This is a genomic window from Arthrobacter sp. P1_A5 (assembly GCF_056406825.1).
Window position 1 is genome coordinate 1 of record NZ_JBFTZL010000046.1, and the last position, 22,723, is coordinate 22,723.

A 22,723-nucleotide genomic window follows, 5' to 3' on the forward strand; every position below is an offset into this window, starting at 1 on the left:
CTCCATCAACGGCGGCATGTTCCGCCGCGAAGGCGACCTCACATCCCCGGTGGTCACTGTGGATGTCGATGACATCGACGCGGCGTTGGCGAAGATCAATGCCCTGGGCGGCAGCACCGTCTTACCGCGCGAGGCAATCGGCACCATGGGCTGGGCCGCCTACTTCCGGGACACTGAGGGCAATGTGGTCGGCCTCTGGCAGAACGCCCCGCGTGAGGGCGGCGCCGGGGCAGCGAACGCCGGGAATGACATCGGCGCCTGACGCGCCGGGCACGCCGGCCCGCAGTGCATCCACCTCACTGCATCCCGGTGGTGAGCCACAGCGCCACGACCGCCAACGGGACGGTGAGGACGACGGCGGCCACGCCGGCGAGGGCGAAGCCTCCCCAGCGGATCTCCACGTTCAGGGAGCGGAGCCGCTCGTGCCACAGCAGCGTGGCCAGGGACGCCCAGGGGGTCACCAGAGGCCCCAGGTTCACGCCGATCAGCAGGGCCGCCAGCCGGGCCGGGGAGCCGCCCACCGGTTCCAGGGCCAGATAGGCGGGGAGGTTGTTGACCGCGTTGGCTGCCCCGGCGCCCAGGCCGGCGAGCTGCAGGAGCGACGGTAGGCCCTCGCCCGTGCCGGCGATCCCGGTCAGGAACTGGGTGAGCCCGTTGGCGTGCATGGTCTCCACCACCATGAACAGTCCGGACGTGAGCATCAGCGGGCGCCAGGGAATCATGGACCAGCGCAGGACGGAGCGCCGCCGCCAGAGGAAGAGCAGGAGCAGCGCCGCAGCCGCCGCGAGTGCCGGGATCTGCACCGGAACCCCGGAGACAAGCGCCGGGAGGAGGACCACCATGACCCCCGACGCCGAGTAGAGCAGGACCCGGTCCCGGACCTTATGGACGGGCTGGGGGCCGTACGTGCCGCGCAGGTCCTTCCGGAACGCCAGCCACAGGAGCACCAGCGGCACGAGGATGCCCACCAGGGCCGGGGCCCACACGAGCGAAGCGAACGCGGCGGGGCTGAGGTTGAGCCGCTCCTGCGCGAGCAGGTTGGTCAGGTTGGAGACCGGCAGCAGCAGCGAGGCCGTATTCGCCAGCCACACGGTGGTCAGCGCGAACGGGAGCGGCGGAATGCGGGCGTGAATGGCCAGCAGCACGACGACGGGAGTCACCAGCACCGCCGTCGTATCCAGGGACAGGAACACCGTGGAAACGGTGGCGAGGGCGATGGCGAGGAACCACAGCAAGAGGACCCGGCCGCGGCCCAGGGCGGCCAGCCGCTCCGTGACGACGCGGAAGAGCCCGGCCTCATCCACCAGCTCGGTGACGAGGGACATCGCCACCACAAACGCCAGTATCGGCACGGTGCGTGCTGCCAGCGCCTGGAAGGCGGGGACCGGCAGCAGTCCGGACGCCAGCGCCGCGCACCCGGCCAGCAGCATGCCCGCGGGCAGCGCGTAGCTCCTGAACTTCTTCAGCCGGGCGATCCTCTTCACCGCCATATCCTCGCACCTTTCAGAGCAGTGGCAGTGCCGTGGCAGCGCCGTGGCCGCGCCGACGTGCCCGCCGCGCCGGAGACGGTAACTTTGTACCTATGAAGTACGCCCCGTCCGTCCTGGACCTCATTGGCCATACGCCGCTCGTCAAACTCAACCACGTGACCGATGGCATCGCAGCCACGGTCCTGGTGAAGCTCGAATACCTGAACCCCGGCGGTTCGATCAAGGACCGCATTGCGGTCAAGATGATCGAGGAGGCCGAACGAACGGGCCAGCTCCTGCCCGGCGGCACGATCGTGGAGCCCACCTCGGGCAACACCGGCGTCGGTTTGGCGCTCGTGGCGCAGCAGAAGGGCTACCGCTGCATCTTCGTCGTGCCGGACAAGKTCGGCGAGGACAAGCGGGCCGTGCTCCAGGCCTACGGCGCGGAAGTGGTGGTCACGCCCACCGCCGTCCCGCCGGACAGCCCGCAAAGCTACTACGGCGTCTCCGACCGGCTCGTCACCGAAATCCCCGGCGCCTACAAGCCGGACCAGTTCTCCAACCCCGCCGCCCCGGCCAGCCACTATGAGACCACGGGCCCTGAGATCTGGCACGACACCGACGGACGCATCACCCACTGCGTGATCGGCGCCGGGACTGGCGGCACGATCACCGGCACCGGCCGGTACCTCAAGGAAGTCTCCGCCGGGCGGCCCGGGGCCGAGGGCGGCGTCGTGAAGATCATCGGCGCGGATCCCGCCGGCTCGGTGTACTCCGGCGGCACGGGACGCCCGTACTTTGTCGAGGGCGTCGGGGAGGACATGTGGCCGGCCAACTACGACAAGTCGGTCCCGGACGACGTCATTGCCGTCAGCGACGCCGACTCCTTCGCGATGACGCGCCGGCTGGCGCGCGAGGAAGGCCTGCTGGTGGGCGGCTCCTCGGGCATGGCCGTCGTGGCCGCCATGGAAGTCGCCAAGGACCTCCCGGCCGACGCCGTCGTCGTGGTCATCCTGCCGGACTCCGGCCGCGGCTACCTGGCCAAGATCTTCAACGAACAGTGGATGCGCTCCTACGGCTTCCTGGCCGGCGGGGACGAGGCGTCGGTAGGCGAGATCCTCAAGGCCAAGACCGGTGAACTCCCGGACCTCGTCCACATCCACCCGAACGAGTCCGTCCGCGACGTCATCAACATCATGAACGAGTACGGCGTCTCGCACATCCCCGTACTGTCCCAGGAACCGCCCGTCGTCATGGGCGAGGTGCTGGGCGCCGTGGATGAACGCACCCTCACGGCCAAGCTCTTCCGCGGCGAGGCCAAGCTCTCGGACAAAATCTCCGAACACATGGAGGCCCGGCTTCCCGTGATCGGCTCGCTCGAATCGATCTCGACCGCCCGCGAACTCCTCTCCGACGCCGACACCCTCATGGTGACGTTTGTCGGCGCCCCGGTGGGAATCCTGACCCGCCACGACCTCCTCGCGTACCTCAGCAACTGACCAGTTCAAGGAGTCCCATGTCTGTGCCTGAAAACCCGTCCTCGAATAACCAGGGTTTCAACACCCGCGCCATCCACGCCGGCCAGGCGTTTGAGCCCCGCACCGGGGCGGTGGTGCCCCCCGTGCACTTCTCCTCGACCTATGCACAGGACGGCATCGGCGGGCTGCGGGCCGGTTACGAATACGGCCGGGGCACCAACCCGACCCGTGACTCGCTGCAGGAGCAGCTGGCGGCCCTGGAAGGCGGGAGCGCCGCTTTCTCCTTTGGCTCCGGCCTGGCCGCCGAGGACTCGATGATCCGCGCCCTCACCCGCCCCGGTGACCACATTGTGCTCGGCAACGACGCCTACGGCGGCACGTACCGGCTGATCAGCCGGGTCCTGGGGGAGTGGGGCATCGGCAACACCCCGGTGGACATGTCCGACCTCGACGCCGTCGCTGCCGCCGTCGCCGCCGGCGGCACGGCCGACGGTGGAGGCAAGACCCGCCTGGTGTGGGTGGAGACGCCGTCGAACCCGATGATGAAGATCACCGACATCGAGGCGCTCGCCAAGGTGGCGCACGACGCCGGCGCGCTCCTCGTGGTGGACAACACCTTCGCCTCCCCGTACCTGCAGACCCCGCTGGCCCTCGGCGCCGATGTGGTGGTGCATTCCACCACCAAGTACATCGGCGGGCACTCCGACGTCGTCGGCGGCGCGATCGTGGTCAACGACCCGGACCTCGCCGAGAAGATCGGCTTCGTGCAGTTTGCCGTCGGCGCCGTGTCCGGGCCGATGGACGCCTTCCTCACCACCCGCGGGCTCAAGACCCTCGGGGTGCGCATGGACCGGCACAGCGACAATGCCCAGGCCGTGGCCGAATGGCTGCTGGAGCGCCCCGAAGTGGAGGCCGTGCTCTACCCGGGCCTGCCCACCCACCCCGGCCACGAGCTGGCCAAAAAGCAGATGAAGAAGTTCGGCGGCATGATCTCCGTGCAGTTCAAGGGAGGCGAGGCCGCGGCCCGCAAGGTGGCCGAATCGACCTCCGTGTTCACCCTGGCGGAGTCCCTGGGCGGGATCGAATCGCTCATGAACTACCCGTCCGAAATGACGCACGCCTCGGTCAAGGGCACGGAACTGGCGGTCCCGGTCAACCTGATCCGGCTCTCGTGCGGCATCGAGGACGTGGAGGACCTGATCGCCGACCTCGACGCCGCGATTTCCTCCCTGGCCGCCGGCAGCTAGCTGCACCGTAGCTGCACCTGCAGCCGACCCCGGCGCCCGCGCCATTCCGTCGGGCCACCCTAGCTTTCTCTAAGAGAGTCAGCTAGGGTGGCCGCATGGCACTTCGATCCGACTGGTCCCAACGGACCTGCAGCATGGCCCGCGGCCTCGACATCCTGGGCGATCCTTGGAGCGTGCTCGTCCTGCGCGAGGTGTTCTTCGGCAACGGCCGCTTCGATGCCATGAAACAGCGGCTGGGAGCGGCCGATTCCGTGCTCACCAAGCGGCTCGCCGGGCTCGTCGCCGCCGGGYTCCTGGCTCGGAGGCCCTACGACGACGGCGGCCGCACCCGCCAGGAATACGTCCTCACCGCCATGGGCGAAGACGCCCTCCCCGTGCTCAACGCCGTCGTGATCTGGGCCGAAAAGCATCTCCCGGCGCCGTCCGGGCAGGCACACATGTTCGTCATCCACAGCGGCTGCGGGGAGAGGACCTCCTCGGCTGACACGTGCACGGCTTGCGGGGAACCGCTGACGGCCGCCAACACGAGCTGGCACAGCCTCTCCCGCACCGCGGACCCCGTGCCGCTGGCCTCGGCCGGCACCGGCACCCCTGTCCAGAACGGAACCGCCGCATGAATGCCCCCGAAACCACCGTGACCCCGGCGCCGGTCCGCCGCCGCATCCACCCGGCGTGGACCGTCGCCGCTGTGGCTTTCCTCGCGCTGGTCGGCGCGGCCGGGTTCCGGGCGGCCCCGGGTGTGCTGATGGTGCCGCTGCAGAACGAGTTCGGCTGGTCCACCACCGTGCTCTCCGCCGCGGTCAGCATCAACCTCGTGCTTTTCGGGCTCACGGCGCCGTTCGCGGCAGCGCTCATGGAACGCTTCGGCATCCGCGCAGTCACGGCCGTGGCCCTGGTTCTGATCGGCGCCGGGAGTGCACTGACGGTCCTCGTGACCCAGTCCTGGCAGATCCTGCTGACGTGGGGGCTGCTGATCGGGCTCGGCACCGGRTCCATGGCSCTGGTCTTCGCMGCSACCATCGCCAACACSTGGTTCGCCAAGAGCCGCGGCCTGGTCATCGGCATCCTCACTGCCGGCAGCGCCGCCGGACAGCTCGTGTTCCTGCCCTTCATCGCCGCCCTTGCCCAGGATCCGGGCTGGCGGCAGGCCTCGCTCCTGATCGGTGCCGGCGCGCTGGCCGTGGTGCCGCTCGTGCTGATGTTCCTGAAGAACTCACCGGCCGACGTCGGCGTGCTGCCCTACGGGGCGACGCCGCCGGCCCCCGGCCAGAACGCCGGCACGGAATCCAGCGGACCCGAACCGACAGGACCGGCCGCCGGGCAGGAAGTGCAGGAGTCCCGCCGGAACGCCGCGGTCCGTGCCCTGCAGGTCCTCAAACGGGCCAGCAAAGTGCGTACCTTCTGGGCCCTGGTGGCCGGCTTCGCGATCTGCGGCGCGACCACCAACGGGCTGATCGGCACCCACTTCATCCCCTCCGCCCACGACCACGGCATGCCCGAAACCACCGCGGCGGGCCTGCTCGCCGTCGTCGGCCTCTTCGACATCATCGGCACCATCGCCTCCGGGTGGCTCACGGACCGCTTCAACCCCCGGATCCTGCTCGCCGTGTATTACCAGTTCCGCGGGATCGGGCTGCTGGTCCTGCCGCTGCTGCTCAGCGCCACCGTCCAGCCCAGCATGATCGTGTTCGTGGTCATCTACGGCCTGGACTGGGTCGCCACGGTGCCGCCGACCGCCGCGATCTGCCGCCAGGTGTTCGGTGCCGACGGGAGCGTCGTGTTCGGCTGGGTGTTCGCGGCCCACCAGCTCGGCGCGGCCGCCGCGGCCCTGGCAGCCGGGGCGGTCCGGGACGCCACCGGCCAGTACACCTACGCCTGGTTCGCCGCCGCTGCCATGTGCACCATCGCCGCCGTCATCAGCGCCACCATCCGCAGGGACGCCCGGAAGCCGGAGTCCGTCCCGGTCCCGGCGTAGCTGTTCTGTAGACTGACCCGACAGCGAGGGCGCGTTTGCGCCGCCCTGGACGGAACCGACCAAACGGCCAGCGCCTACATCAGCAGCCCGATGGGGGAGTACATGTCAGTGCCCGTTTCAGACCGCAGCCCGGCGCGGTATTCACCCGTCCCGCACCTGTTCCGGCTCTCCGTCATCCCGGCCATCGCCGCGGTGGCCTACTTCATCTGGATSTCSCTSGGMGYCTGGGGCAARCASGGCCTGGACTTCAGCGTCTACTGGTACGGCGGSAAAATCCTCAAYGACGCCGGCGCGGCRCCSTCAGMCCTGTAYGCSGGMAACGTGGACTGGGCCGGCGGMCCGGMGCTGAWGTTYACCTACCCGCCGTTCGCCGCCATCGTCTTCGGCCTCTTGGCCCGGCTGCCCCTGGCGGCGGCGCTGACCCTGTTCAACGCCGCCGGCGCCGGGGTGGCGATCCTGGCCGCGGTCCGAACGGTCCGGTACTGGAACGCGAAAACCTCCTGGCGCGACACCTTCCGGGCACCCGGCAACGGCTGGGCCGCCRCCGTCCTGGTCCTGGCGGTGCTGAACCTGGGTCCCTGGCGCGAGACCCTGGTGTTCGGCCAAATCAACGCCCTGCTGATGGGCCTGATCGCCGTGGACCTGTTGGCCCGCAACCGGCGCTGGGCCCGCGGTTTCCCCGGCAGCGGCTTCCTGGTGGGCGTCGCCGCCGGCATCAAGCTGACGCCCCTGGTGTTCGGGCTCTACTTTCTGGTCCGCAAGGACTGGCGCGGACTGGGCAACATGGCCGCCGGCTTCACCGCCACCGTGGCGGCCGGCTGGCTGCTCCGGCCCGCCGAATCCCTGCAGTTCTGGCTCCAGATGCTGCCCGACACCTCCCGGATGGGGGGAGCAGGCTATGTGGACAACCTGTCCATTAAGGGCGCCCTGCTCCACTTCGGGGTCCCGGAAGCGCACGTCACCATGCCGTGGCTGCTGCTGAGCCTGGCGGTTGTGGCCGTGGGCGCCGCAGTGATCAAGGCCGCCAGCGATCAGGGTGCCCGCGTCGTGGCCGTATCGGCGACCGCGCTCACCATGCTGCTGATCAGCCCGGTCTCGTGGTCCCACCACTGGGTGTGGGTCGCGGCGGTCTTTCCGGCTTTCGCCTGGACCCTGCGGGAAGCTCCGCGCCGGTACGTCGGGATGCGCTGGACCATGGGCGGCGTGCTGGGCCTGTCGATCCTCGTATTCCTGTTCTCCCCCAAGACCATCGGTACGGCCCTCGGCGCCGAAAACCTCGACATCCAGACGCCCGGAGTCTGGATCATGGCCTCCAGCGCCGGCGTCTTCTGCGCCCTGGCCCTGCTGGTGTGCTGGCTCGTTGCCCTGCGGCGGGATCCGCTGGGGCCGGAGCCGGACCTTGCCCCCGAGCCGGTTGCCGAGCGGGACGTCCGGGCCGCCGTCTCCACTGCCTCAGCCTCCTTGTAGGCACCGCTCGTAGCAGGCCGCGCACTCATTAGGCGCCGCGGCGGCCGCCCCCGCTAGGCTGTTCGGCATGAGCTCACCCGACGGACGAAAGACGGCCCTTGTCACCGGGGTCGGCCGGCTCGCCGGAATCGCCGCAGGCATCTCACGCCGCCTCGCTGCGGACGGCTGGGACCTCGTGCTGACGTACTGGCAGGACTACGACGCCCGGATGCCGTGGGGAGTCCAGCCGGACGACGTCGAACGCCTCACCGCCGAGCTCCAGGCGATCGGCGCTGCCGTTGTGGCGCTGCCGGCGGATTTCCAGGACCCGGACGCCGTGGACCGGCTGATGTCCGCCGCCGCGGCGGAGGCCGGAACCCTGCAGGGCCTGGTGCTCAGCCACGCAGAATCCGTGGACTCCTCCATCCTGGACACGTCCCTGGAGAGCTTCGAGAGGCACTTTGCGGTCAACACCCGGGCCAGCTGGCAGTTGATTGCCGCTTTCGCCCGGCAGGCCGGTTCCGACGGCGGCGCCATCGTGGCCCTGACCAGCGACCATACCGCTTTCAACCTGCCCTACGGGGCATCAAAGGGCGCCCTGGACCGGATCGTGATCGCCGCCGCCCGCGAACTCGGCCCGCTCGGGATCAGCGCCAACGTCCTGAACCCAGGGCCGGTGGATACCGGCTGGATGGATGAGCCGCTCCGTGACGAACTGGCGCGCCGGCACCCCGGCGGCAGGCTGGGCACACCGGCGGACGTGGCCGGCACCGTCGCGTTCCTGCTCTCGCCCGAGGGCCGCTGGATGTCCGGGCAGCTGGTCAAGGCCGACGGCGGATTCTCCGCCTGAGCCGCCGGGACCCCGGTGACACTCTGATTCATGGAGCGTGTGTGGTCTTTGGGCAGCGTCCGGTGGTGGCCGGACCCGGTGAGCCGGCGCTCAGCCGGCGGTCAGCAGGGCGAGGGCTGTTGCCAGTTCGGTGGCGGCGCCTTGGAGGAGGCAGGCCGTCTCCCGTGCCCGGCTCTTGCGTCCGGACTGGAGGTCGGCATCGATGAGGTCGGCGATGAGTTCGAGCCGGCACGCACCGGCCTTGGACGCGGACCAGGACAGGCTTTGGGCGGCCAGGCGCGCGCCCTCCCAGTCCCCGCCGGCCAGGGCCTGGTGAATCTTTTCGACCCGGTGGGGAAGCATGAGCTGGAATGTGCTGACGAAGTCGTGGAACTTCCACGATTGGACCGTCCCCATGCTCTCCTGAAGCCGGTCGCGGTCCAGGACGAGTGCCGCGCTGATGCGGGCCCGGTGCCGGTGGGGTCCCTGGTCGGAAGCGGAACTGTCCTGGCCGTCGCCGCCCGCGCCGGCAGTGGCGTGACGTGCCGGAAAGAAACGAAGTGTCCACGCGGCTGGCTTTGCGTTGAGACTCATGATGTCCCCCTTTACTTGGCAGCCCGTTCCGCCCGTCGGGCACGCAGGGTGCTCAGCTCCTGTGTCTGGGACGGGCGGGACGACATCGGTTCGACCGGCCAGAAAAGAAGTGCCGTGGGCTATTTGGCTGCCTCTGCTCCGGTGGCGATGGCACCACTGTACGAATGCGCCCCCGGGAGAACACGAGTGTTGGCTACCCGAAAACCCAGCAGTCACCACTTGCATCACTGGCCTCATCCGTATCGCGTGAGGAGCGGACACGGAAGCACTGCCGCGAAATACCCCGCGGCTCTCAGCGGAACGCGGGGAGACCCGTGATGTGCTGGCCCAGGATCAGGGTGTGGACCTCGTCCGTGCCCTCGTAGGTCCGGACGGATTCCAAGTTGGCGGCGTGCCGCAGCGGGGAATGGTCCAGCGTGATGCCGTTGCCGCCCAGAATCGTGCGCGCCTCCCGGGCAATGCTGAGCGCCTCCCGCACGTTGTTCAGCTTGCCGAGCGAGATCTGCTCCGGACGCAGCCTGCCGGCGTCCTTGAGCCGGCCCAGGTGCAGGGCCAGGAGCGTGCCCTTCTGGATCTCCAGGACCATGTTCACCAGCTTCTCCTGCGTCAGCTGGTACCCGGCCAGCGGCTTGCCGAACTGCAGCCGCTCCTGCGAGTAGGCCAGCGCGGCCTCATAGGAATCCCGCGCGGCGCCCATAGCTCCCCACGCGATCCCGTACCTGGCCTCGTTGAGGCAGGAGAAGGGACCCCTCAGCCCGCGCGCCGCGGGCAGCAGCGCCTCCGGGCCCAGCCGGACGGCGTCGAACGTGATGTCGCACTGGATGGAGGCGCGCATCGAGAGCTTCTGCCCGATCGGCGTCGCGGTGACGCCCGCGGTGCCGGCAGGGACGAGGAAGCCGCGCACGCCGTCGTCGGTCATGGCCCACACCACCAGCACGCCTGCCACGGAGGCGAGCCCGATCCAGCGTTTCGCGCCGTCCAGGATCCAGCCCGCGTCGTCGCCGGAGCCGTCGCGGCGGGCGAAAGTCTTCATCGAGGCAGGGTCCGAGCCGGCCGTGGGCTCGGTCAGGGCAAACGCGCCGATCAGTTCGCCGGCGGCCATCCGGGGAAGCCACTCCTGCTTTTGGTCCTCGGAGCCCCACTTGTGGATGGCCGTCATGGCGAGGGAGCCCTGCACGGAGACGAACGTGCGGACGCCCGAGTCGCCGGCCTCGAGTTCCATCGCCGCGAGGCCATATTCGACGGCGGAGCGGCCGGGGCAGCCGTAGCCCTCCAGGTGCATGCCGAGCACGCCGAGCTCGCCAAGTTCCGGGGCGAGCTCGAGGGGGAACACGGCGTCCTCGTACCAGCCGGCGATGCCCGGCCGGATCCGCTGGTTCGTGAAATCGCGGACGCGCTCGCGCACGGTGCGCTCCTCCGCGCTCAGCAGGGAATCGATGGCCAGGACATCGGAGACGTCGGAAAGGTTGGCCTCATAGTTCATGCCAGCTTCGTTGCTCATGCCAGCATCCTACGGCCGCACCTGCAGGGGCGCGCCGGCGGCGGGGTGGTGCTGCAGGAAGTAGCCCCGCGTGGACGGCGCGAAACGGCAGACGGCGGCCAGCGCCACGCCCAGCCCCAGGAGCAGCACGCCGCTGATGAAGGCCCCGCCGACGCCGAAGATCTGCGTATCGCCGTAGTCCGGATCCCACATCTGTACCGCCGAGACGAAGAATGCCGCAGTCAGCATAAGGGCGCCGAGCAGGGGCATGACGCCGCGGAACCAGAAGTTCCGCGCCGAGCTGCGCAGGGTCGCACGGAAGTACCAGACGCACGCGAAGCCGGTCAGGGCGTAGTAGAACGCGATGAACAAACTGATCGAACTGATGGAGTCGGCGAGCAAGTTCTCGCTCAGGAAACTCATCAGGACGTAATAGGCGACGGCCGCGGCACCCATGACCTGGGTGGAATACCCCGGCGTCTGGTTGCGCGGGTGGACCTCGCCGAACCTGCGCGGCACGGCTCCGTGCACGCCCATGGACAAGGTGCCGCGGGCCGTGGGAAGAATGGTGGTCTGGGTCGAGGACAGCACCGAGGCCAGGACGGCGACGACGATCAGCCAGCCCCAGGGGCCCAGCACCACGTCCTTCATGGCCAGGAAGACATCGTTCTGGTTGGCCTCGTTGCCCAGCCCAATCCCTTCCGTGCCCACCGTGGCATACATCATCACCAGCAGGGCCACAGAGACGTAGATCGCCACAAGGACAAGCGCGGAAATGACGGCGCCTCGGCCGGGCGTGGTGGCAGGGTTTTCGGTCTCCTCGTTCACCGCGAGGCAGGTGTCCCAGCCCCAGTAGATGAACAGGGCCAGCAGGGCTCCATGCACCACCGCGCCGGGATCGGCGAACGCACCGGCGGKGTTGAACCACTCAAGGTCGAAGGCTTGGCCAGGGGCCGCGCCGGGCACCGCGCCCGCGATCCGGAAGATGATTGCCATCGCGAAGATGCCCAGCGAGAGGTACTGCACGTAGGTCAGGACCCGCTGGACATGTTCCCCGAGGCGGATGCCGCGGTAGTTCACGAAGGTCATGAACACGATGAACAGCACACCGGTGGCGGTGACCACGAGGCTGTTCCCGGCCAGCGAACCGTCGCCGATCAGCAGCCACAGGTACTGCCCGGCGACCTGGGCGAGGTTGGCCAGGACCACGACGCCGGCCAGGGCCACGCCCCACCCGCCCAGCCAGCCGGCCCAGGGACCGAACGCCCGGCGGGCCCAGATGAAGGTGGTCCCGCAGTCCGGCATGGCGCTGTTGAGCTCACGGAAAGCGAATGCGATGAAGAGCACGGGCACGAAGCCCAGCAGCAGGATCAACGGGGTGTAGTTGCCGTTCACCGCCACGATCAGTCCCAGGGTCGCCGCAAGCGAATAGACCGGCGCGGTGGAGGCCAGCCCCAACATGACGGAGTCTCCGAGATCCAGGATCCCGGCGCGCAGTCCCTTGGCCGGAACTGCCGCGGGACCCCCGGGGCCGCCGGCCGTCGTCGTCGTCGTGGTTCCGGTGCTCATAGGGCAATACCTGCCTTGCTGGAGTGGGCCTGGTTCGAGGCCGGGGCGGGCGCGTCAATCGTGTTGGGCACGAAGCGGCAGAAGTAGTCGGTGATGGGCCCGTCCGACTCGCGGATGCCGCAGCCGACCGATTCGCCGTCGACCACCCAGAGGCCGAGCACGGGGCGGTTGCCGTCGAAATCGGGAAGGGCATGGAACTGCTGGTAACACCAGCCTTCCCGGCCATAGTCGCCGGGTTGTTCGAGATCGATGCCGGCGGCGTGGATCCTGATGTTGTCCCCTTCCCGGCCGTGCAGCGGCTTGGCCACCCACTCCGTGAGCGGCCCGGGACCGTCAAGATAAGCCGGAAGCAGGTTGGGGTGGTCCGGGTAGAGGTGCCAGAGCGCCGCGAGCAGGGCCTTGTTGGACAGGAGCATCTTCCAGGCCGGCTCCACCCAGCGCGGATTGTGGGCGCGCTGCAGCAGCCGCTGCCCGAACGGCTCCTTCATCATCAGTTCCCAGGGGTAGAGCTTGAACATGGTGCTGATCATGAAGTTGTCGAGGTCCACGAAGCGGTTGAGGTCCGGATCCCATCCGATGTCGGACATGTTGATGCCGATGGTGGTCCAGCCGGCCTGGCTCGCGACGTCCCGCATGTAGGCCGCCGTCATCCAGTCCTCGCCGGATTCTTCCGCCTCGGAGTGGGCGACGTGGAGGGTGCTCATGCCGGTGCGGTACTGCAGCCTCTTCCACTGTCGGATGAGCGCTTCATGGATGCCGTTCCACTGGTCCTTTTCGGGAAGGACGTCCTGCAGCCAGAACCACTGGGCGACGGCGGCCTCAATGAGTCCGGTAGGGGTGTCCGCGTTGTACTCCAGCATCTTGGCCGGGCCGCCCCGGCCGTCGTAGACGAAGTCGAAGCGGCCGTAGACGTCCACATCGCCGGCCTGCAGCGATGCAGCCGCCAGTTCCATGGCCTGCGGCCCGATCCCGATGTTGCCCATGGCCCCGGTGGCGAGGAACTTCGCGGCCTCGAGGCACATGCGGTGCATGTCCTCGGCGGCCTTTTCGAGGGTCTCCACTTCGTCCATGGTGAATTCGTAGTAGGCGCCTTCGTGCCAGTACTCGACGTTCGTGCCGTCGGGCAGGGCCGTGGTGGAGAAGACGAGGCCTTGTGCTTCAATCCGCTGTTTCCAGTCCGGCCGCGGCGCGGATCCCAGTCGTTTCATCCCTAGCCTCCCGTGCTTCCGCCCTTGGCGCTGCCGCCGAAGCCGCCCCTGCTGACCGTGCCGCCCTTGGCGCTGTACCCCGTGGACGCCTTGGCCCCGGTGGGAACTGTCCTGCTGTAGCTGGGGTAGCCCGACCGGTTCTGGCCCAACCCGGGCACGCTGGCGCCGCGGGAGTAGAAGTACCAGGCGTAGATGCCGGAGCTGCGGCCGTCCGTGCTGCTGTTGTTGCACTGGGCATCATCGACTCGCTCGCCGGTGTCGTCGTTGAAGCACACCTGGGCGTAGTCGGCCTCGTCCTCGTTGCTGGCCACCATGGCGGTGATCGTGCCGGCCAGGAGCGCCGTGACGCCCAGCCCGACGACGACGGTACGGCGCTGCGAACGCTTCTTCCGCGCCGCCGCGGCCGCCAGACCGCGCTCGCGTTCCAGAGCGAAGGGGTCAACCACGGCGGGGGCAGTCGCGTCAGCCGGAAGTCCCGGCGGCGCGGGCTGGCCGGGCTGGTTCTGCAGCTCGGGCCGGAGCTCCGGCTGTGGAATCTGCCACGGAGGCTGCTTCCGGTCCTGCCGTGGACTGTCCGGGTGCTCGTCGTTTCGGCCCAAATCTGTCCCCTCACGTCTGGCCGCAGGGTATCCCGCGGAAGGCTTGCGTGCTTTTCCCGACGCCAGCCTAACCGGCCTCCGGATCCCGGGCGATGGAAAGGGCGTGACGTGTCTGCGGCGGGCGCGTGGGAAGCGTGCCGGCGCTGAGTCCGGGGCCGCGGGCACGCCGCAGGCCTACACTGGTGCCATGGAAACCGCATCCGTGCTTGCTGTCTGCAGGGTTCACCAGCTGCTCGATGATCCCGGCAGCGTCGGGGTCACCGCGATCGACAAGCGCCCCGTGGACGGACCGGTGAAAGTCCACAAACTTGGCCTGCGCGGTGATATCCAGGCGAGCAGGATCCACCACGGCGGCGAGGACCAGGCACTCTACGCGTACTCGCAGGGCGACGCCGACTACTGGGCCGGCGAACTCGACCGGGACATGCCAGCGGGCATCTTCGGCGAAAACCTGCGGATCACGGGCCTCAACGCCTCCAACGCCGTGATCGGCGAACGGTGGAAGGTCGGACTGGACGTCGAGGTGGAAGTCACCTCCCCGCGCATCCCCTGCGCCACCTTCCAGCGGCGGATGGGCGAGCCGCACTGGGTCCAGCGGTTCACCGAGGCCGGCAGGGTGGGCACCTACCTCCGCGTGGTCCGGACCGGCAGCATCGAGGCCGGAGACCACATCCACCGGCTCTTTGTCCCTGCCCACGGCGTGACAATCGCCAAGTGGTTCACCGATCCCACCCTGGAGGACATGGAGGCCCTGCGCGACGCCGACGCCGACGGCCAGATCCGCCTGCAGCCCGAGTACCACCAGAGGTTCGAACAGCTGCAGCGCCGTCTCGGGGTCTAGGCGTGGGGAGCCGGTGTGCGCAAGCTCACCAGCCGCCGTCGGCCCCTCAATTACCACTGTTCCGCTCCATGCCCTACACTTGAAATATCCCCCACTCCGGAAATCCCTTATTCCTGCCCAATTCTTGAGGCAGGACTGGCAAGTGTTGGGGCCCGCAAATGTGATGCGGGCATTTTCATAGGGAGAGCCGGCAAAAGAAAACGCTGTACAGACTGCTGGGATAGCAGCCAAGAGATGCAGCGGGAAGTCCTGCCACGGGATTGCGAAAGCGCCGGACTTCTATGTGACCCGCCGGTCAACCGTACGCCCGGCAATTCGTGTCACGCGTACTGCGGCTCCGCTCACCTCGGGTTGTGCCGCTTGGCCCCTATGGATGAGGAAATTTCACCTATGCCCGAAAATCAGAACAACTCCGTCGACACCGAACTCGCCACCGAGAACACCCAGGCCGACGTCGAGACTTCTGAAACGGCTGCCCCCGCAGCCGGCTCCGCCCCGGAATTCACCGAGGCTCCTGCAAACGTTGTAGCACCGGCCGCCGAAGCTGCCGAAGCTGCCCCGCAGGCAGAGACCAAGACCGAGGCCACTTCCGCCCCGGCCAAGGACGAGGACGCCGAAGAAGAAGGCGTCAAGTTCGTAGACCTCGGCATCGATGGCCGTGTCCTGGCCGCTCTGCAGGACGTCGGCTACGAGAAGCCGTCCCCGATCCAGGCAGCAACCATCCCGCTGCTGCTCGAAGGCCGCGACGTCGTGGGCCTGGCCCAGACGGGTACCGGTAAGACTGCAGCATTCGCAGTACCGGCACTGTCCCGCCTGGCCGAGCTCCACGACCTCAACGGCCCGTCCCGCAAGACCCAGGCCCTGGTGCTGGCCCCCACCCGTGAGCTCGCGCTCCAGGTTGCCGAGGCCTTCACCTCCTACGCCAAGCACATCGACGACTTCACCGTCCTGCCGGTGTACGGCGGCTCCGCCTACGGCCCCCAGCTCGCCGGCCTGCGCCGCGGCGCCCAGGTTGTTGTCGGTACCCCCGGCCGCGTCATCGACCACATCGCCAAGGGTTCCCTGGACCTGTCCGAACTCCAGTACCTCGTGCTGGATGAGGCCGACGAGATGCTCCGCATGGGCTTCGCCGAAGACGTTGAGCAGATCTTCCAGCAGACCCCCGCGGGCCGCCAGGTTGCGCTGTTCTCCGCCACGATGCCGAGCCAGATCCGCCGGCTCTCCAAGCAGTACCTGAACAACCCGGCCGAGGTGCAGGTCAAGTCCAAGACCACCACGGGCGCCAACACCCGCCAGCGCTACCTGCAGGTCATGGGCCCGCACAAGCTCGATGCGCTGACCCGCATCCTCGAGGTCGAAGAGTTCGAGGGCGTCATCGCCTTCGTCCGCACCAAGATGGCTACCGAGGACCTCGCCGACAAGCTGCGCTCGCGCGGCTTCCAGGCTGCCGCCATCAACGGCGACATCCCGCAGCAGCAGCGTGAGCGCACGGTCGAGGCCCTGCGCGACGGCAAGATCGACATCCTGGTCGCCACCGACGTCGCCGCCCGCGGCCTGGACGTCGAGCGTGTCAGCCATGTGGTCAACTACGACATCCCGCACGACACCGAGTCCTACGTCCACCGCATCGGCCGCACCGGCCGTGCAGGCCGTTCCGGCGACGCGATCCTGTTCATGACCCCGCGCGAGAAGTACCTGCTGCGTTCCATCGAGAAGGCAACCCGCCAGCCGGTGGAGCAGATGCACCTGCCCACGGCCGAGACCGTCAACACGCTGCGCCTGGGCAAGTTCGCCGAGCGCATCACGGAGACCCTCGCGTCCGAGGACGTTGCAGCGTTCCGCGACCTGATCTCCTCCTACGAGGAAGAGCACAACGTGCCGGCCTCGGAAATCGCCGCCGCACTGGCCGTCATGGCCCAGGGCGGACAGCCGCTGCTGGTCAAGGAACTGCCGGCAGCGCCCGAGTTCCAGAAGCGCGAGCGCTCCAAGGACGGCTTCGGCTCCCGCGGCCCGACCCGCACCCTGACCGAGGGCAACGCCACCTACCGGATCGCCGTCGGACGCCGCCAGCGCGTCATGCCGGGTTCCATCGTTGGCGCCATTGCCAACGAAGGCGGCATCTCCTCGGCCCAGATCGGCGGCATCGACATCCGCTCGGACCACTCCCTCGTGGAGCTCCCGGCGGACCTGAGCGCCGATCAGCTCAAGGCGCTGTCCCGCACCCGGATCGGCGGCGAGCTGATCCACCTGGAGCTCGACAACGGCCGTAAGCCGGCCGGGGACCGCGGTTCCTACCAGGGCAACCGTGGCGGCGACCGCGGCGGAGACCGTGGCGGCTACTCCGGCGGCAGCGGCAACTTCAAGGGCAACGGCGGCTTCAAGCGCGAATTCCGCAAGGGCGACGGCGAGCGGTCCTCCGCTGACCGTGGCGGCCGCTCGTTCAGCGAGCGTTCCGAGCAGCGCACCTTCGGCGCGGACACCCGCAAACCCCGCACCGAAGGCGGCTTCAAGCCCCGCAACAAGTGGTAACCACTAGCACCCTCTGAGAACGGGCCGGCTCCCTGTGAGCCGGTCCGTTCTTGTTTAAGCTTCCGGCCCCGTGTTCGCTTCGTCACAGCGGCGGCCGCCGATTGGTCCCGGGAGCCGATTCGGGCCCCCAGGACCGCCCCGGGAGCCCGGATTTCCGCTGTTTCCGGCCGGTCCGGCGTCGTACGGCCGCCGATTTGTTGGTGGGCGAATCTTCCGGTAGAGTATTTACTCGTTGCCCCCCTAGCTCAGTGGTAGAGCGCGTTCTTGGTAAGAACGAGGTCACCGGATCGATTCCGGTGGGGGGCTCTGAATGAGGGCCTGTGTCAAGGCGGTTTTTGACCGGCTTAGCGCAGGTTTTCCTCATTTACGGCGGTGTAGCTCAGTTGGTTAGAGCGCACGACTCATAATCGTGAGGTCGGGAGATCGAGCCTCYCCACCGCTACAGACAAGACCCCCGGAATCATTGAGATTCCGGGGGTCTTTCTGTTTTCTCGCTTAGAGACGATCAGGGCCTGATCCTTCCCGTTCCCCCAAAATCCATCCTTTTCTCCGAATGGTGGATACAAAATGGATACAGTCCGCAATCGCGACGTGCGGCTGGAGCCCACACGAGGCTTTGTGGCCGTTTGCCGAACTGGTGGGGCACTTGCCGTCACGCTCATGCATCCCAAGGGCACTCAGACACGCCCAGTGCCCCAGGGTGGGCGGTATCTTCCAAGGCTGCGGTCGTGGCTTGCCCGCCCGTGAGGGCCGTGCAGTGGAGATACTCTATTCGGAACGGCTTACTAGGGGGGACACTATGGATGGATTTTTCGATGGGCTCGGTACCGAGCTGGTTATGCTCGTGATCGGCCTGCTTGTTGGGGGTGGGGCCGGTTCAGCGGTCACGTGGAGAATCACAACGAAGAAGCAATTGGTGCGGCAGAGCCAGAAGGCGGGAAATGACGCCACTCAGAACCAAGTTGGACATGACTACCTCCAGGAACGCGGCAAGTGACTCAGAGCCAGAAGGCGGGATCTGGATCCTCCCAGGTTCAAGTGCACGGCGACGTCATCAACCAAACTTTTCAACTGGGCCCGACGAAACAGGAAATGGAGGTAGCGCTGCGGGAGGAGGGTGACCGCATCTTAGACACCATCCGCAAGGAAGTGGCGGCGACGTATGTAGCTGAGGGTCAAGTGGTGGCACAGAGCCGAATCGGACTGTTCGACCAAAAGTTACTAGACGTGCTTGCGCACGAGGGAACCTTGGACGCGCTCAAAGACCCGGCGTTCCAAGTGCTTCTTAAGCGGGCACAGATCGGGGCCGCGTCAACAGAACGCGAGGCGGACTACGATCTCTTAGCCAACCTACTTGGTGAGCGGACTCGCGACGGCGACCGTAGGGCTCGGGCCAGCATCGCGAGAGCGGTCGACGTTGTTGACAGCCTTGATGATGCGGCCTTGCAAGGGCTTACGCTTCTGTTTTACTTGTGGGACCTGCAGCCCGGACAGGGGGACATCGAGACCGGACTTGATTTCTACAGTCGGGGCCTTGGGAAAATCGGCTTCGACATACTCCCGATGGGGGAGGGGTGGTTGGATCACATCGACATACTCGGCCTCGCTCGAATCGAACGCACGGGCTCACAAACGCTCAAGAACTTTCAAGAGAAGTTTGCGGCGGCGGTCCCCGGCTACACCTGCAGAGGTGTGGCGGAAGACCAAGCGTTGAATGTGGAGAAGAAGTTCTTGGACGAGGCCGGCGTTGAGTTCAAACTAGTGCCGCACTACCTCAAGCCGGGATACCTCAGGTTGCCATACGCCCGCATAGAGAGTCTTAAAGCAAACATTGAAAGCCCTCCCCTCTCGTCGAAACAGCAACAGCGGGCCGTCGAAATTGCGATATCGGACACGGGGATAGATCAACACGATCCTGATGTGGTACCTCGGTTTGTCGAAGCCGTGGATGCTCGTCCCGAACTGGCCGCATGCGCGGCATGGTGGAACCAGATTCCCTACCCGCCAATCAGAACCTCGGCCGGTACGGCAGTTGGATACTCAAACGCGGCTCGGTTTATTAGCATGGCGGGTGTGCCACCTTTGCACGAATACCTACTCCGCTGATGTAAGCGACACACAAGCCAAAGGCCACGGTAACGCGAGACGCAAGTTGCCGGGGCCCTCATGATCTGCAATTTGTCACACGAAAGCCCCAGGGGTAACCCGGGGGCATTCTTCGACTCAATATTCACTTGGCGAGGTAGCGGTAGAGCGTGGCAACCGAGACGCCCACAGCGTCCGCTATTTCCTGGGGGCTCATGACCCCAGCGGCGTGCAGCTGCTTCGCCCTGTTGACCTTCGCGCTGTCCAGCAGTTTCGGCCGCCCCCCGTTGCGGCCGCGCGCACGCGCCGCAGCAAGCCCGATGTTCGTGCGCTCGCGGAGTAGGTCACGTTCGTATTCAGCGAACGCCCCGTAGATACCCAGCATGAGCTTCGCTTGGGCACTGTTGCCGTCCGTGCTAAGCATGGGGTTGTCCAGCACCCGAACCCCCACACCCTGTTCCGCCAGTTCTTGGAACAACTGCACGAGATTCCCGAGGGACCGCCCCAAGCGGTCCAGCTTGGCGACTACCAGCGTGTCGCCTTCCCGCAGGGAATCCAGACACTGGGTGAGGCCTGGACGCTCGGCCTTCGCCCCGCTGACGCCGTGGTCTTGGAACAGGTGGCGGGGGTCAGCTTTGACCCCGGCCGCTAACAGCGCATCGGGCTGCCCGTCTGTGTTTTGATCTGCCGTGCTGACTCGCATATATCCAACCAGTGCCATTCCCATTCCCCATTCTCAGTTACTCAACTCTTGAGCTTGTTATAAGAAGTAGTTTATGAGAAGGGTAATGATAAAGCAGTTCCCTTTAATTTCCGAGGGTCAGCCACCCATGGCTGGCCGCCATGCTGGCACTCAGCAAACGATCGTTTTTAAGAATCGGAATGGATAGGGTGAGCCATGAACACCCCGCAACGGCAACACATTGGCCTCCCCGCCCTGGTCGCCATGGTGGCGATGGTCGCCGTTTTCCTGATACCCGCGTGGATACCGGCACTGCGCACCGCACCGTGGGAGTGGATCGTCGTGGCCATTCAGGCCATCCTCACAGTGGCCCTGGTGGTGTATCTTGTCAGATTCGTGCGGAAGCAACGGGACGACTACTGGCGCGAACGAGGCAAAGACCCTAGGCATCCAGAGGCATGACCAGCTCTCCTCATAAGCCCATCGTTTCTGCGAACGACCGGCCAGTTCAGTGCGTACCTGTCGGTGTTACCGTGAGCCATGTTCAATAGCGACCGACCACGAACGGTAACCCGATGGCTGATTAAAGTCGCTGCCGGTGTCCTGCTTGGCCTCCTAGCCGGGGTGCTCATTAATTGGCAGTTCGCTCTAGGAATGGTTCTGATCTACTTCGTTGTCGCCTGGGCAGCAGAGCGGGGCCAGAAGCAAAAGAGGGAAACCGACGCGTACCGCGAGCAGTGGCTCGGCAAGCGGAAGAGCAACGGCGCGGAATAGCCGGATCCTTCCGCCTCGTCTTTCCATCGTTTTTGCAATATATCTATTGATCGTGCACCCACCTCCTTGGTCGAAACGGCGGGGAACCAGATCACGACTCAACTCTTGCGCCACTTCTTTAGCTTCTGTAGGCGATTGGGGGAGTCAGCCGTCGGTTCGCCATCAGGCTAGTCCGCTTCCGTGGCGTGCTTGCCGGGGTTGATCGGCTTGCCTCGGCTGGCTGCGCAGATCCGGGCTATTAGGTATTGTTCGGGCCGTCCAAGACCTCACCGCAGACAACTCTGCCTTGGTCGAGGTGACCGTTCTGGCCCAGATGCCGGTCGGCACTCAGGATGGCGCGCCCTTTCAACAGCACAAGGAAAAATGCAGAGACAATTCAACGCTATGTGAGAGAGTGATGCCATTACTCATTAGGGGCAATCGTGCGAAAAACACCGGTGTTCTTGTGGGTCTTCCTGCTGCTGTCTGTCCTCTGGTACTTCGCTGTCGGAACAATCGACTCAGTTCTCATGTCCCACAGATATTCCACGTTTTCGAACTTCTGCTACAGGAAGTTATTGCCGGCCGGGCTCATCCACGGCCCCGAGGGCTCGCCGTCGTTCCCTGGGGGCGCCTATAGCTTCGCCCCGTTGGGAGTCGAATGTGCCTTCGGAATGCGAGACGGGTCGGTGGTCAAGTCATTCCAGGTCCGGTATTTCCCGCTGGCTGCTGCTGCAATCCCTTTGCTGACCTCGCTGTCGTTCTTCGTTTTCATCCTGCTTCGTCGCCACTCATGGAGCGCCAGAAAATGATAAGTCTTAGCGCGTTCATTGGTATCGCCATCCTGACGATATTCGCGGGCCAGGCGGCCGCCGAGGCCACCGTTCATCAAGAGTCAGTCAAGAAAGAAATCGAAGCCATCGGGGCCACTGGCTCATCCCCGGCAGCCGTCGCCGAACTGATCGTCGACAGCAAGCTCAAGGACTTCGCACTCTCGAACTTCCCGAAGTGCATTGAAACAGGAACACTTGAAGCTCCAAATCAGACACGAATATCCGGTATCTGATCGAGCGACGGAGATTCCCCCGCGGATCCGGAAAGTCGCCATTTGGAGCTGCGATTTGACCGCCAATCCCGAACTGACGGTCACAGGGGACCACTCAAGTTAGCTCCGGGTGATGCCGCACCCGAGACCAGAAACTACCCAGCCGCCAGGAATGGTCCGGCTTACACCGGCAATCCAGTCACCACTGCGCGCCGTCCGTTCATCGATTGCTTTCCATCCATCGGTTGGAGCGCCGGAAGGCGCGTTTACCGACTTAGCCCACGTCACCGCGGCCGCTTCAGGGGTTGGCTCTCCGGGAACACTCGTGTCAACGTCAGCAACATAGGCGCCGTGACAAGGCGCGGCACTACCGCTTGGCACGGCGCCGGTGGAGGCCGGTTGCGCCGCACACGACGACAAAGTGAACAGGATGAGGGCCATTACTCCGGCTCTCCCGACGTTTTTCCTCATGGCCGCATCGTACGGCTGGAGGTCAGTCATGCCAACGGGCAGACGTATACCTTCCGTGGCGGGCAGATGCACCCAATACGATCGTTTTGATAGAGCCGCTAGACGATATGAGGTAGCCGGGTTTTTCGGGCTGGAACCTCCTTTTCAAAGCGGGACGTGGGTTGCCTGCCAGACTTGGCGGACAGGTAGAGCCACATTTGAAATTGGAGGTTCCAGCTATGTTCGAGCGTACAAGCGTCGGCCTGGATGTCCATGCCCGTTCYGTCGCCGGATGCGCCCTGGACGCGCAGACCGGCGAGATCATTCCGCACCGGATGACTCCGGATTATGCCGAGATTCTTGCCTGGATCGTCTCTCTTCCAGCCCCGGTGCGGGTCGTCTACGAGGCCGGCCCGACGGGTTTCGGGCTGGCCCGGTTTCTGC

General features: G+C 66.4%; 19 protein-coding genes, 2 tRNA genes and 1 pseudogene. 15 read left to right on the forward strand and 7 right to left on the reverse strand.

Annotated elements, in window-relative coordinates:
• The coding region (locus AC1D1S_RS09270; protein ID WP_476994279.1) for a VOC family protein at positions 1-262 on the forward strand (262 nt) is incomplete at its 5' end.
• Positions 263-296: 34 nt separating this feature from the next.
• Here the strand turns inward: AC1D1S_RS09270 and AC1D1S_RS09275 are convergent.
• On the reverse strand, positions 297-1,490 hold the full coding sequence (locus AC1D1S_RS09275) for an ArsB/NhaD family transporter (protein WP_476994280.1): 1,194 nt from the start codon (positions 1,488-1,490) through the stop codon (positions 297-299).
• A 92-nt stretch (positions 1,491-1,582) separates the two neighbouring features.
• On the opposite strand from AC1D1S_RS09275, the gene AC1D1S_RS09280 reads away from it, so the two are divergent.
• The 6 genes from AC1D1S_RS09280 to AC1D1S_RS09305 all read left to right on the forward strand — a co-directional run bounded on the left by AC1D1S_RS09280 (position 1,583) and on the right by AC1D1S_RS09305 (position 8,465).
• Positions 1,583-2,968 (forward strand): cystathionine beta-synthase, encoded by a 1,386-nt coding sequence (locus AC1D1S_RS09280; protein ID WP_476994281.1) that lies wholly within the window; start codon positions 1,583-1,585, stop codon positions 2,966-2,968.
• A 17-nt stretch (positions 2,969-2,985) separates the two neighbouring features.
• On the forward strand, positions 2,986-4,194 hold the full coding sequence (locus AC1D1S_RS09285; protein ID WP_028276985.1) for a cystathionine gamma-synthase: 1,209 nt from the start codon (positions 2,986-2,988) through the stop codon (positions 4,192-4,194).
• 95 nt (positions 4,195-4,289) lie between these two features.
• Positions 4,290-4,811, forward strand: coding sequence for a winged helix-turn-helix transcriptional regulator (locus tag AC1D1S_RS09290; RefSeq protein ID WP_476994282.1), 522 nt, complete (start codon positions 4,290-4,292; stop codon positions 4,809-4,811).
• Complete coding sequence (locus tag AC1D1S_RS09295) at positions 4,808-6,169, forward strand: MFS transporter (RefSeq protein ID WP_476994283.1); 1,362 nt, start codon at positions 4,808-4,810, stop codon at positions 6,167-6,169. The genes AC1D1S_RS09290 and AC1D1S_RS09295 overlap by 4 nt, the downstream gene beginning before the upstream one ends.
• A gap of 321 nt (positions 6,170-6,490) precedes the next feature.
• A complete protein-coding gene (locus tag AC1D1S_RS09300; protein WP_476994284.1) occupies positions 6,491-7,636 on the forward strand; it encodes a glycosyltransferase 87 family protein in 1,146 nt (381 codons plus the stop codon).
• 67 nt (positions 7,637-7,703) lie between these two features.
• A complete protein-coding gene (locus AC1D1S_RS09305; RefSeq protein ID WP_476994285.1) occupies positions 7,704-8,465 on the forward strand; it encodes an SDR family oxidoreductase in 762 nt (253 codons plus the stop codon).
• A 90-nt stretch (positions 8,466-8,555) separates the two neighbouring features.
• Here AC1D1S_RS09305 and AC1D1S_RS09310 read toward each other — a convergent pair whose 3' ends face one another.
• From AC1D1S_RS09310 to AC1D1S_RS09330, 5 genes are all read right to left on the reverse strand, one after another.
• Positions 8,556-9,038 (reverse strand): hypothetical protein, encoded by a 483-nt coding sequence (locus tag AC1D1S_RS09310; RefSeq protein WP_476994286.1) that lies wholly within the window; start codon positions 9,036-9,038, stop codon positions 8,556-8,558.
• A 292-nt stretch (positions 9,039-9,330) separates the two neighbouring features.
• Positions 9,331-10,539, reverse strand: coding sequence for an acyl-CoA dehydrogenase family protein (locus tag AC1D1S_RS09315; protein ID WP_243181130.1), 1,209 nt, complete (start codon positions 10,537-10,539; stop codon positions 9,331-9,333).
• Positions 10,540-10,548: 9 nt separating this feature from the next.
• On the reverse strand, positions 10,549-12,087 hold the full coding sequence (locus AC1D1S_RS09320; RefSeq protein ID WP_476994287.1) for an APC family permease: 1,539 nt from the start codon (positions 12,085-12,087) through the stop codon (positions 10,549-10,551).
• Positions 12,084-13,295 carry a glutathionylspermidine synthase family protein gene (locus AC1D1S_RS09325; protein WP_243181128.1) on the reverse strand — a complete coding sequence of 404 codons (1,212 nt, stop codon included), beginning with the start codon at positions 13,293-13,295 and terminating at the stop codon, positions 12,084-12,086. The genes AC1D1S_RS09320 and AC1D1S_RS09325 overlap by 4 nt, the downstream gene beginning before the upstream one ends.
• 2 nt (positions 13,296-13,297) lie before the next feature.
• A complete protein-coding gene (locus tag AC1D1S_RS09330; protein ID WP_476945727.1) occupies positions 13,298-13,894 on the reverse strand; it encodes a Tat pathway signal protein in 597 nt (198 codons plus the stop codon).
• A gap of 187 nt (positions 13,895-14,081) precedes the next feature.
• Between AC1D1S_RS09330 and AC1D1S_RS09335 the strand changes: the two genes are divergently transcribed.
• The 5 genes from AC1D1S_RS09335 (at position 14,082) to AC1D1S_RS09355 (ending at position 19,370) form a co-directional block, all read left to right on the forward strand.
• Positions 14,082-14,735, forward strand: coding sequence for an MOSC domain-containing protein (locus AC1D1S_RS09335; protein WP_243181126.1), 654 nt, complete (start codon positions 14,082-14,084; stop codon positions 14,733-14,735).
• 390 nt (positions 14,736-15,125) lie between these two features.
• Entirely contained in the window at positions 15,126-17,264 is a 2,139-nt protein-coding gene (locus AC1D1S_RS09340) for a DEAD/DEAH box helicase (RefSeq protein ID WP_476943768.1), read from the forward strand.
• A 234-nt stretch (positions 17,265-17,498) separates the two neighbouring features.
• Positions 17,499-17,570 (forward strand) — tRNA-Thr (locus tag AC1D1S_RS09345).
• A 62-nt stretch (positions 17,571-17,632) separates the two neighbouring features.
• Positions 17,633-17,706 (forward strand) — tRNA-Met (locus AC1D1S_RS09350).
• Positions 17,707-18,257: 551 nt separating this feature from the next.
• Entirely contained in the window at positions 18,258-19,370 is a 1,113-nt protein-coding gene (locus tag AC1D1S_RS09355) for an LPO_1073/Vpar_1526 family protein (RefSeq protein WP_476994288.1), read from the forward strand.
• A 124-nt stretch (positions 19,371-19,494) separates the two neighbouring features.
• Here AC1D1S_RS09355 and AC1D1S_RS09360 read toward each other — a convergent pair whose 3' ends face one another.
• Entirely contained in the window at positions 19,495-20,052 is a 558-nt protein-coding gene (locus tag AC1D1S_RS09360) for a recombinase family protein (protein WP_243181122.1), read from the reverse strand.
• Between the two features lie 195 nt (positions 20,053-20,247).
• On the opposite strand from AC1D1S_RS09360, the gene AC1D1S_RS09365 reads away from it, so the two are divergent.
• From AC1D1S_RS09365 to AC1D1S_RS09375, 3 genes and pseudogenes are all read left to right on the forward strand, one after another.
• Positions 20,248-20,493: a hypothetical protein gene (locus AC1D1S_RS09365; RefSeq protein WP_243181121.1), complete on the forward strand. Its 246-nt coding sequence runs from the start codon at positions 20,248-20,250 to the stop codon at positions 20,491-20,493.
• A gap of 1,084 nt (positions 20,494-21,577) precedes the next feature.
• On the forward strand, positions 21,578-21,850 hold the full coding sequence (locus AC1D1S_RS09370; protein ID WP_476945728.1) for a hypothetical protein: 273 nt from the start codon (positions 21,578-21,580) through the stop codon (positions 21,848-21,850).
• A 668-nt stretch (positions 21,851-22,518) separates the two neighbouring features.
• A pseudogene (locus AC1D1S_RS09375) lies at positions 22,519-22,723 on the forward strand (IS110 family RNA-guided transposase); the annotation flags it as partial.